This window comes from Microbispora sp. NPDC049633 (genome assembly GCF_040675265.1).
Lineage (GTDB): Bacteria > Actinomycetota > Actinomycetes > Streptosporangiales > Streptosporangiaceae > Microbispora > Microbispora maris.
The window spans coordinates 1-10287 of the sequence record NZ_JBFAOO010000236.1; the positions used below are offsets into that span (position 1 = coordinate 1).

Here is a 10287-nt window from a genome sequence, read left to right on the forward strand (position 1 = left end):
CGCCGCGGACACGTCCGCGGCCGACGACACGCTGACCCTGCTGTTCATGTGCTGCCATCCCGCGCTGTCGCCCGCCTCGCAGATCGCCCTCACCCTGCGTGCGGTCGGCGGCCTGACCACCGCGCAGATCGCACGGGCGTTCCTGGTGCCGGAGACGACCATGACCCGGCGCATCACCCGGGCCAAGCAGCGCATCAGGGACAGCGGCATTCCGTTCGGCATGCCCGCGGGCGCCGACCGCGATGCGTGGCTGCGCGCCGTCCTCCACGTGCTCTACCTGGTCTTCACCGAGGGGTACTCCGGGGACGCCGGCGGGGCCGGGCCTCGCCGGGAGGACCTGGCCGCCGAGGCGATCCGGCTGGCGCGCATCCTCCACCGGCTGCTGCCCGGCGACGGCGAGGTGGCCGGGCTGCTCGCGCTCATGCTGCTCACCGATGCCCGCCGTGCGGCCCGCGCCGCCCCTGACGGCACGCCGATCCCGATGGCCGAGCAGGACCGGACCCTGTGGGACGCCGCCCGCGTCGCCGAGGGCGTGGCGCTGGTCGACGCCGCTCTGTCCCGGGGCGTGCCCGGGCCGTACCAGATCCAGGCGGCGATCGCCGCCCTGCACGACGAGGCGCCGAGCGCGGAGTCGACCGACTGGCCGCAGATCGCCGCGCTGTACGCGGTGCTGACCGGGATGTCGGCCAATCCCGTGACGGCGCTGAACCACGCGGTCGCGGTGGCGATGAGCCGGGGCCCGCGGGCGGGGCTGGATCTGCTCGCGGGGCTGGAGGACGACGAGCGGCTCGCCCGCGACCACCGCCTGCCCGCGGTGCGCGCGCACCTGCTGGAGATGGCGGGGGAGCGGGCAACGGCGCGGGAGGCCTACCTCACGGCGGCCCGGCGGGCGGCGAGCCTGCCGCGCCGGCGCTATCTCAACGCCCGTGCGGCCCGCCTGCCGCCGGCGCCCGGCGGCGACGCCTGACCGCCGGTCGCCCGGCGGGCCGGGTCAGGAACGGGGCTGGAACAGTTCGACGAGATTGCCGGCGGGGTCGGGGAGCAGGATCTGCCGGCCGCCGGGGCCGGCGACCACGTCCCCCCGGAATGACAGGCCCGCGGCGCGAAGCCGGGCGATCTCGGCGTCCAGGTCGTCGACGGCGAGGTGGATGCGGTTGCGGCCCGCGCCGGAGACGTCGGCGGGGGTGGCGCGGGCGCCGGAGCTGGCGGGCCCGGACAGCAGCAGCCGCAGCGGCCCTCGCACCACGTCGGCGAAGGCGGGTGCCGCGCTGCTGTTAAGGGTGAAGCCGAGATGGGTGGTGTAGAAGCCGACGGCCGCCTGGACGTCGTCGACGACGTAGCGGACGCAGGCGTAGCGGTCCGTCGCGGTCATGAGTGAACCTCCGTGGTCTGGGCCAGGACGGGCAGTAGGTGACGGACGCGCGTGTCGATGTCCGCCGTCGCTTGGCCGATCGCGGCGTGGACGTCCTGCTCCGACCGGCCCGCCGCGGCCGGGTCGGGGATGCTCCAATGGACGCACCGCGCGTGGTCGCCGAACTCGGGACAGGCCTCGCGGACCTTGTCGCACAGCGTGATGACGTAGTCGAACCGGCGACCGCGCAGCGCGTCCAGATGGCGGGGCCGCCTGTCGGCGATGTCGATGCCGTACTGCTCGCGCAGCACCCGTACGACCTGCGGGTGCATCTGCGGGCGGGGCCGGCTGCCGGCGCTGGTCACGGTCACCTGACCGGCGGTGTGACAGCGGAGCAGAGCTTCGGCGATCGGTGAGCGGGCGCTGTTTCCCGTGCAGGCGAACAGCACCGACAGACGGGGCAACCGTGGGGGAGACGCCGGCGGCTCGGGAACGCCGCCCAGCACGGGATGCAGGGCGGCCCCGGCGCCCGCCAGGGCCTGCGCGCAGCGGTCCAGGTTGAGCCGGTAGTAACTGTCGCGGCCGTCGTGGCTGCTTCGTGTGGCGGTGACCAGGCCGCCGTCGCGCAGCAGCCGCAGGTGGTAGGAGACCAGGTTCTGCGGCGCCCCGACCCGTGTCATCAGCTCACGGACCCGCAGGTCACCGACTGCGAGCTCGGTCAACAGCCGCCAGCGCAGCGTGTGGGCCGCCAGGCGCACGAAGGCCGGAAGGGCTTGCTCGGACGACGCCATGACCCGGACAATACATCAAACGCATTTGATGGAACACTGCCGAAGAGGCGGGCCGACCGTGGCCTCATGGCGTATCGGACGCAGGCGCCGGGCTCGCGGCGGGCTCGAAGTGGAGGAGTGATCATGGCGGGGAGTCTTGTGGTGGATTCGATTCGCGATCTGTTGCGGGGGCTTCCGGTCTTCGACACCGAACTGCCGGGGTTCGACGTCGACGCCGCGCCGGCCGACCCGGTCGAGTTGTTCGTGGAATGGCTGACCTCGGCCGTCGAGGCGGGAGTGCGTGAACCGCACGCCATGGCGCTGGCGACCGCCGACGCCGGCGGGCGGCCTTCGTCCCGTGTGCTGATCTGCAAGGACCTCGACGCGGACGGCACCTGGTATTTCGCGACCGGCGCGGGCAGCCGCAAAGGCCGGGAGCTTGCCGCCACGCCGTACGCCGCGCTCAGCTTCTACTGGCCCGAGCAGGGCCGCCAGATCCGGGTGCGGGGCGCGGCCGTCCCGGCGGACGCCGGGCGCGGCGCCGCCGACTTCCTCGCGCGTTCCCCCGGAGCCCGCGCCGACGCCCTGACCGGCCGCCAGTCGCAGGTCCTGGACGATCCGTCCGACCTCGAAGCCGCCCTCCGCGCGGCGCACGCGCGGATCGAGGCCGACCCCGAGGTGGTCGCGCCGGAATGGACCGTCTACGGCGTCCGCGCCGACGACGTCGAGTTCTGGCAGGCCGACCGCGACCGCCGGCACACCCGCCTGCGCTACACGCGCGCGGACGGCGCCTGGACGCGTCACCGCCTGTGGCCCTGAAGCCCCAGGCCCCTCGGCAGCCGCAGGGTCCTCGACACCGGAGGTCGCCATGACGGGCACGCCGGCCGGTTCCGGGCAGGGGCCGCTGGAGCGGCGGCTGGGCCTGCCCGACGCCGTGGTCATCGGGCTGAGCTCGATGATCGGAGCGGGGATCTTCGCCGCCCTGGCGCCCGCGGCGCGCGCGGCGGGGTCCGGGCTGCTGCTCGGGCTGGCCCTGGCGGCTGTCGTCGCCTACTGCAACGCGACCTCCTCGGCCCGGCTGGCCGCGCGCCACCCCGCCTCCGGCGGCACCTACGTGTACGGACGGGAGCGGCTGGGGGAGTTCTGGGGCTACCTGGCGGGGTGGGCGTTCGTCACCGGCAAGACCGCCTCGTGCGCGGCGATGGCGCTGACCGTGGGCGCCTACGTGTGGCCGGAGCGGGCCCACCTGGTGGCGGTGGCCGCCGTGGTGGCGCTGACCGCGGTCGACTACGCCGGGATCCACAAGAGCGCCTGGCTCACCCGGGTCATCGTCGGGGTGGTCGTCGCGGTGCTGGCCGCCGTGGTGGTGACGGGCCTGACCTCCGGCGCGGCGGACCCGGGGCAGCTGCGCGCCGGGGCCGGCGTCACCGCCGGCGGGGTGCTGCAGGCGGCGGGCCTGCTCTTCTTCGCCTTCGCCGGTTACGCGCGCATCGCCACCCTCGGGGAGGAGGTGCGCGACCCCGCGCGGACCATTCCCCGCGCGATCCCGCTCGCGCTCGGGCTCACCCTGGTCGTCTACGCGGCGGTCGCGGTGTCCGCGCTCGCCGTGCTGGGCGGAACGGGACTGGCGGACGCGGTCGCACCCCTGGCCGCCGTCGTGCGGGAGGCCGGTCATCCCGGCCTCGCCCCAATCGTGCGCGCGGGCGCCGCGGTCGCCGCGACCGGCTCGCTGCTCGCGCTGATCCTCGGGGTGTCCCGCACCACGCTGGCCATGGCCCGCGACCGGCACCTGCCGCACGTCCTGGCCGCCGTCCATCCCCGGTTCCGGGTGCCCCACCACGCCGCGGTGGCCGTCGGCGCGGTCGTGGCGGTCCTGGCCGCGACCGCGGACCTGCGCGGCGCGATCGGGTTCTCCTCCTTCGGCGTGCTGGTCTACTACGCCATCGCCAACGCCGCCGCCTGGACCCTCGGGCCCGGCGAGGGACGGCCGCCGCGGGCGGTGCCCGTCCTCGGCCTGGCCGGTTGCCTGGTCCTGGCCTTCGCCCTGCCCCTGTCCTCGGTGGTCTCCGGGGCCTCCGTGCTCGCCGCCGGCGCCGTCGTCTACGCCGTGCGCAAGGCCGTCACCTGACGGGGATCGCTTGAGACTCGCAGGCGGCTACCATGAGCCGATGCGAGGCGGAGTCTCAACCATAGTGAAAGCAGTCGACGTGGGGCGGGCCCGATGAGCCGCAGGGCGCTGCGCCCGGTCGACCTGGCACGGGAGGCGGGGGTCTCCACCCAGCAGATCCGCAACTACGCCGACGCGGGCATCCTCCCGCCCGCCGAGCGGACGGCGGCCGGCTACCGCAGGTTCGACACGCGGCACCGCGACGCCCTGCTCGCCTACCGGGCGCTGGCCAAGGGGTACGGCTGGGAGGCCGCCCGTTCGATCATGCTGGCCGTCCACGACGGCGACCTGGCGGGCGCGCTCGCCCTCGTCGACGCCTGCCACGCCGCGCTGCACCAGCAGCGGCTGGCCCTGCGGGCGACGGGGGAGGCGCTCGAAGCGGTGGCCGGGCAGGATCCCGGCGGCCCGGCGGCCTCGCAGTCCCCCCTGCGGATCGGGGAGGTGGCCGCGCTCCTCGGCGTACGCGCCTCGGCGCTGCGCGTGTGGGAGGAGGCCGGGCTGCTCACCCCGCAGCGCGAGCCCGGCACCGGCTACCGGTGGTACGGCCCGGCCGAGGTCCGCGACGCCCGCATGATCCACATGTTGCGGCAGGGCCGGTATCCGCTGTCGCGGATCGGCGACGTGCTCGACGGCCTGCGCCGCACCGGCAGCACCGAGGCGCTGCGCGCGGCGCTGGCCGAACGCCGGGCCGCCCTCGCCGCCACGGCCGTCGCCATGCTGGAAGGCTCCGCCCGTCTGCACGCCTACGTCGCCGGCACCTCGGAGTAGGGGGCCCGGACGGCGGCGCCCCCACAGCACCTGCCCATCACAGGGCCCACCACTTACAGGGCCCACCAGTGCGTGGCCAGGAGGTCGAGGGTGGGCCGCGGCGGCGCGGGCAACCGGGTCAGGTACCAGGCGAGGCTGCTGTACCGGTGCAGCAGGGCGTAGGCCAGCAGCCGCCTGCTCAGTTCCTCGCCCAGGTCGCGGTCGCGGTAACCGTACGCGAGGAGCAGGCGGCGCAGGATCCCGCCCTCGCCGCAGGACAGGAACAGCCCCACCGACGCGAACTCGTACTCCCGCGCGCCCCGCATCGCCGGTTCGAAGTCGAACAGGCCCGACAGCCGCCAGCCGTCGCCGTCGCGCACGACCATCAGGTGCTCGCGCATCACCTCCGTGTGCAGCAGCACCGGCGCGGACGGCGTGAGCTCGACGCTGTCGAGGAAGTCCGGGATCTGCGCCAGCCAGGCCTCCTCCAGCCCGTCGGCGCGGTGGTGCGCCACGCACGCGTCCCGTCGGGTACGGAGGAAGCCGTCCCAGTCGTGCGGCCCCACGACCGCGTCGAGGCCGGGGGAGGACACCGAGTGGAGCACGGCGAGCGTCTCGCCCACGGCGGCGGCGAGCTCCACCCGGTCGTCGCGGGGGATGCGCGGCCAGGCCTCGGCGAGGCTCTCCCCGGGCAGGCGGGTCATCAGGATGCAGCTCCACCCGTCGAGATGCTCCGCCTCCAGCACCCGCGGCGTCGCGACCGGCAGGCGTCCCTCGACGGCCCGCAGGACGGTCAGCTCCGTGTCGTACTGCTCGGGCAGGTAGACCTCGGGGTAGAGCTTGAGCACGTGCCGGTCGCCCACCGCGTAGACCGGCAGCGACCCGCCGGCGAAGCGCTCGACGGGTTCGCCGCCGAGCCCGAGATGTCTCAGCAGGGCGGAGACGGATGGGCCGAGACGGGACTCGTCCCGCCGGACGGCCACGAACTGCTCCTGGGTCTCGGCCGGCGGAAGCCGCACGTCGGAAAGCACGGCCCGACGATAGACGAGAGCCCCGGGAGCCGATCAACCGCTTTGTCTCCTCCCGGAAACCGGCCGATGCCCTCGGCCGGCCTCAGCTGGTCTCACGGCCGCTTCCGGAACGGGGCGAGGGTGGCGCGCACGAGGTCGGCGGCACCCCAGTCGGGGTCGAACTGGGCGATCACGGCCAAATGCTGGCGTAGCTGGATGATCGGCATGTGTTCGCGCCAGTCGCGGTCGAGCCCGGTCAGCTCGGCGTACAGCTCGAAGAACACGTGCGCCTCGGGCGGCGGCGCCGTCGTCCAGAGGTGGGCCAGGTCGACCTCGGCCCACATGTACGACACGGCCGGGTCGATCAGCGCGGGCCGCCCATCGGGGGTGGCCATGACGTTCTGCGCCCACAGATCGCCGTGCGTCAGGCATGCGGGCCTGACCGGCAGCAGCTCGGGCAGCCGGTCGCACAGCCGCTCCAGCGCCGCCCGGTCCGCGGTGTCGAGCGCCTCCCGGACGCGGGGCTCACCGAGCCAGCGCAGCAGACGGTGCTGGGCGAAGAACGCGAACCCGTCGTCGTTCCAGGTGTTGACCTGCCGGCGACGGCCCAGCCAGTTGTCCCGATGCCAGCCGAACCGGGGGTGCCTTGTGGTGGTGTGCAGGCGGGCGAGCGCATGCGCCAGCCGCACCCAGAAGGCCTCGGTGCCCGGCCGGGGCCGCAGCGCGGACAGCACGAGCAGGTCGCGGCCGGCCAGGATGATCTCGGGCGTGGCGACGCCGCCGGCCTCGCGCAGCACGGTCAGCCCTTCGGCCTCCGCCGCGAAGGCGTCGTCCGACGGCGGCTCGCCGAACGCCTTGACGAACACCGGCGTGCCGTCACCGCGGCGCGCGAGCCCCGCGGTCGCGGCGAGGCCTCCGGTGGCCGGCTCGACCGCGACGACGTCGGTCAGGCCGGCCGCGTGCAGGCGTTCCAGCAGCAAAGACGTCGTTTCTGTCACGGGATGCGCTCCTCTGCTCCCCGACGACCCGGACGAGGGTCCCGAGTGGATCAACCGATTATCCCCACTGCGTCATGTGCGCGCGCCGCCCGGCCAGGTGCCGATCACGGCGGTCGCGTCCAGCTCGTCGTCGTGTGTCAGGCGGGCGGCCAGCCCGGTGCGGGCGACGGCCTCGGCGGTCTGCTCCGCCTGGCTCTCGCTCGTCTCCACCAGCAGGTGCCCGCCCGGCGCGAGCCAGCCGGCCGCCCCGGCGACGACCCGCCGTACGACGTCGAGCCCGTCCGCGCCGCCGTCGAGCGCGACCTGCGGTTCGTGCTCCCGCGCCTCCGGCGGCAGCAGCCCGATCGCGCCGGTCGGCACGTACGGCGGGCTGGCGACCAGGACGTCCACCCGGCCGCGCAGCGCGGCGGGCAGGGCCGCGTAGAGGTCGCCCTCGTACACGGTGCCGACCACCTTGCCGTCCGCCGGGGCGAGGTTGCGGCGGGCACAGCGTACGGCCGCGGGGTCGACGTCCACGGCGTGCAGCTCGACCGGCCCGGCGACGGCCGCCAGCGCCGCGCCCATCGCACCCGAGCCGCAGCACAGGTCGACGACGACGGCGCCCGGCCGGGCGAGCGCGGCGGCCTGGCGGACCAGGAACTCGGTGCGCGGCCGGGGCACGAAGACCCCCGGGTCGACGGCCAGCCGCAGGCCGCAGAACTCGGCCCACCCGATGACGTGCTCCAACGGCAGGCCGCGGGCGCGCCGGTCCACCATGTCGTCGAGCTCGACGGGCGTACGCGCGGCGGAGACCAGCAGACGGGCCTCGTCTTCGGCGAAAACGCACCCCGCGGCCCGCAACCGGGCCACGACCGAGGAGAAAGCGGGGGAGAGGGACAGTGACAAGGGAGAACCTTCCGGTGTGCCGAGGGCGCTCCCGTGGTCGCCTGCCTCTACGCGACCGTACGTGCGGGGAGAAGGGAGCACCCGACCTGTTCAGCGGTAATGGGGCTCACCTCCTCGCGTCGTCGCCGCCGTGACCGGCACCCTACACCAGAGCGCCCGCCCGGCGGCACGGGGCCGGGCCCGAGCAAAGACGTTGATCGGGGGGTTCGCCCGGTCCTAGGATCGCGACCGTGACGTTCACGTTCTTCTTCCACCTCCGCTAGCCGCCGTCGGCGAAGCGAGGCCCTGCCCGTCGCCGACGAGGCGGGACGGCGACGTGCCGTCCCGGGCCGACGCGGGAGAACAACGATCACGATGCGCGTTCGCGCTGTCACTTTCCTCGCTCCGCGTCCCAGCGCTCCCACCGTCCCATGACGGCGGCGAGTCTGGTGGCGCGGTGCGTCCACGGGCTGGAGCCGACGGTCGCCGCCGAGATACTGCGGCACGGGCTCGGCATGATCACTCACATCGGGCATCGCGAGGTGCACTTCCGCGCGGCGCGGCCGCCCGCGTCGCGCGGTCTCGTAATGGGCCTGCGTACGGCGGACGACGTGTTCCTGCTGGCCGCGCGGGGCGCCGACATCGGCCCGTCGCGCACGGGGGTCGCCGCGCTGGCGGAGCTCGCCGCCGCCGCCGACCTCGCCGCCCTGACGCGGCTGCGCCGCGACCACGGCGGCCCCGGCGCGCTCACCGGCGTCGAGGTGTCGGCGTCGTTCCTGGGCAGGCGCAACTTCACGCGGTACGACGTGGAGGACGCGGTCGGGCAGGTTCTGGCCGCCCGGCTGGGGGTCGGCTACCACTCGCGGCGCGGTGGCGCGCCGCCGCCGGGTCACGGCGGCTGGCGGGTCACCCTCGACGGGGAGCGGGCCACGCTGCTGCTGCGCGTCGCCGAGCGCCCGCTGCACCGGCGGGCCTACAAGCGGCGGTCCGTCCCGGGGACCCTGCATCCCCCGCTCGCCGCCGCCATGGTGGCCATGGCCGGCATCGAATCCGGTGACACGGTCCTCGATCCCTGCTGCGGCGCCGGCACCCTGCTGGTGGAGGCGGTGCGGCAGCGGCCGGGCATCCGCGCCTGCGGGTTCGACCTGGCCGGGCGGGCGGTGGCGGCGGCGAGGGAGAACGCCGCGGGGCTGCCCGTCGCCGTGACCCGGGCCGACGCCGGCCGCCTGCCGGTGCCGGACGGCGTCGCCCACCGCGTGCTGGCGAACCCGCCCTGGGGTGGTCAGGTGGCCCCGGGCGGTCTGCTCGCCGCGTCCGCCGGACGCTGGTGGGCGGAGATGCGCCGCGTGCTCGCGCCCGGCGGGACCGCCGTGGTCCTGCTGCCCGGCGTCGGCGAGGTGCCGCTGGGCATCCGTCACGGCCTCACGCCCGTGCACCTGCAGCGCGTACGGGTCGCCGGGGCGGAGTCGTTCCTGGTCCGGTGGACCGCGCCACGGCCGGGCTGAGAGGCGCTCACCTGTACGTCGCCCACAGCGGCAGCGGCGGGGGACGCGCTAGGAAGCGGGCGCGTCTCCTGCCGCTCCGGCCGGTTCGGGGGAGCGGCGCGGGGCGGGCCCGGCGGGCAGGAGCGCGGCCGGCAGCAGGCCGAGGGCGGCGAGCCCCGCCATGATCGGCAGCGTGAGGCCGGACCCCGGCGCGCCCGCCGCGACGGGCGCGTCGAGGGCTGTCGCCCCGGCGGCCACCGCGATGCCCAGGCTGGGACCGATGTTCATCACGGTCTGTTTGAGCCCGCCGACGACTCCGGCGTACCCGGCCGGGGCGTCGCCGACGACGGTCCCGGTAGCGGTGACCATCACGGCCGCGAATCCCGCCCCCACGAGGGCGAACGCGGCGCCGGTGGCCGCCCAGGGGCCGCCGGCGCCGAGCCCGGACCCGCCCGCGACGCCCACGACGGCCAGAGCGGTCCCGGTGACCGCCGTACGGCGCGGGCCGTACCGGCGCAGGGCGGCGGCCGCCGCGGGCGCGCCGAGGACCATGACCACCGTGACCGGAAGCAGCCGTAGACCCGTCGTGAGCGGATCGAGCCCGAGCCGTTCCTGCAGCACGAAGGTGGCGGCGAACAGCGCGCCGAACACGCCGCTCGTGACGGCCAGCAGGAGCAGCAACGACGCGGCCACCGGCATCGACCGGACGACCGCGGCGGGCACGATCGGATGCGCCGCGCGGCGCTCGTGCGCGACGAACACGGCGGCCAGGCCCGCGACGGCGAGCAGCCCGAGCAGCGTCGGCGCCGCGGCCCAGCCGTGGACGGGCACACCCGCCAGCGTGTGCACGCCGATCGCGAGCGTGCCCGCGAGCAGCGCCGCACCGGTCAGGTCCA

11 protein-coding genes are annotated in these 10287 nt (G+C 75.5%); 5 read left to right on the plus strand and 6 right to left on the minus strand.

All coding sequences use genetic code 11. The annotated features are described in order from the left end of the window. Positions 1-967: DUF6596 domain-containing protein (locus AB0J39_RS34785; RefSeq protein ID WP_363472581.1), on the plus strand; the 967-nt coding region annotated here is incomplete at its 5' end. Between the two features lie 24 nt (positions 968-991). On the opposite strand, the gene AB0J39_RS34790 is transcribed toward AB0J39_RS34785, so the two are convergent. Both AB0J39_RS34790 and AB0J39_RS34795 read right to left on the minus strand, forming a co-directional pair. Beyond that, positions 992-1372, minus strand: coding sequence for a VOC family protein (locus AB0J39_RS34790; protein WP_363472584.1), 381 nt, complete (start codon positions 1370-1372; stop codon positions 992-994). Further along, positions 1369-2142, minus strand: a complete 774-nt coding sequence (locus tag AB0J39_RS34795) for an ArsR family transcriptional regulator (protein ID WP_363472586.1) — start codon at positions 2140-2142, stop codon at positions 1369-1371. Before AB0J39_RS34795 ends, AB0J39_RS34790 begins: the two co-directional genes overlap by 4 nt. Positions 2143-2265: 123 nt before the next feature. On the opposite strand from AB0J39_RS34795, the gene AB0J39_RS34800 reads away from it, so the two are divergent. From AB0J39_RS34800 to AB0J39_RS34810, 3 genes are all read left to right on the plus strand, one after another. Further along, on the plus strand, positions 2266-2940 hold the full coding sequence (locus AB0J39_RS34800; protein WP_363472588.1) for a pyridoxal 5'-phosphate synthase: 675 nt from the start codon (positions 2266-2268) through the stop codon (positions 2938-2940). Between the two features lie 49 nt (positions 2941-2989). Beyond that, positions 2990-4249: an APC family permease gene (locus AB0J39_RS34805; RefSeq protein ID WP_363472590.1), complete on the plus strand. Its 1260-nt coding sequence runs from the start codon at positions 2990-2992 to the stop codon at positions 4247-4249. 93 nt (positions 4250-4342) lie between these two features. Continuing rightward, a complete protein-coding gene (locus AB0J39_RS34810) occupies positions 4343-5056 on the plus strand; it encodes a MerR family transcriptional regulator (protein WP_363472592.1) in 714 nt (237 codons plus the stop codon). Between the two features lie 53 nt (positions 5057-5109). Here the strand turns inward: AB0J39_RS34810 and AB0J39_RS34815 are convergent, their stop codons facing one another. The 3 genes from AB0J39_RS34815 to AB0J39_RS34825 all read right to left on the minus strand — a co-directional run bounded on the left by AB0J39_RS34815 (position 5110) and on the right by AB0J39_RS34825 (position 7928). Beyond that, entirely contained in the window at positions 5110-6066 is a 957-nt protein-coding gene (locus tag AB0J39_RS34815) for an aminoglycoside 3'-phosphotransferase/choline kinase family protein (protein WP_363472594.1), read from the minus strand. Positions 6067-6158: 92 nt separating this feature from the next. Continuing rightward, entirely contained in the window at positions 6159-7043 is an 885-nt protein-coding gene (locus tag AB0J39_RS34820) for a fructosamine kinase family protein (protein ID WP_363472596.1), read from the minus strand. A 72-nt stretch (positions 7044-7115) separates the two neighbouring features. Beyond that, on the minus strand, positions 7116-7928 hold the full coding sequence (locus AB0J39_RS34825) for a putative protein N(5)-glutamine methyltransferase (protein WP_363472598.1): 813 nt from the start codon (positions 7926-7928) through the stop codon (positions 7116-7118). Between the two features lie 410 nt (positions 7929-8338). Between AB0J39_RS34825 and AB0J39_RS34830 the strand changes: the two genes are divergently transcribed. Further along, on the plus strand, positions 8339-9412 hold the full coding sequence (locus AB0J39_RS34830) for a methyltransferase domain-containing protein (protein ID WP_363472600.1): 1074 nt from the start codon (positions 8339-8341) through the stop codon (positions 9410-9412). 48 nt (positions 9413-9460) lie between these two features. Here AB0J39_RS34830 and AB0J39_RS34835 read toward each other — a convergent pair. After that, a partial coding sequence (locus AB0J39_RS34835; RefSeq protein WP_363472602.1) for an MFS transporter occupies positions 9461-10287 on the minus strand: 827 nt, incomplete at its 5' end.

Bases quoted from the DNA above. Each gene is read 5' to 3' on its own strand.
- AB0J39_RS34790 (WP_363472584.1), bottom strand. From the start codon at position 1,372: ATGACCGCGACGGACCGCTACGCCTGCGTCCGCTACGTCGTCGACGAC.
- AB0J39_RS34795 (WP_363472586.1), bottom strand. From the start codon at position 2,142: ATGGCGTCGTCCGAGCAAGCCCTTCCGGCCTTCGTGCGCCTGGCGGCC.
- AB0J39_RS34800 (WP_363472588.1), top strand. From the start codon at position 2,266: ATGGCGGGGAGTCTTGTGGTGGATTCGATTCGCGATCTGTTGCGGGGG.
- AB0J39_RS34805 (WP_363472590.1), top strand. From the start codon at position 2,990: ATGACGGGCACGCCGGCCGGTTCCGGGCAGGGGCCGCTGGAGCGGCGG.
- AB0J39_RS34810 (WP_363472592.1), top strand. From the start codon at position 4,343: ATGAGCCGCAGGGCGCTGCGCCCGGTCGACCTGGCACGGGAGGCGGGG.
- AB0J39_RS34830 (WP_363472600.1), top strand. From the start codon at position 8,339: ATGACGGCGGCGAGTCTGGTGGCGCGGTGCGTCCACGGGCTGGAGCCG.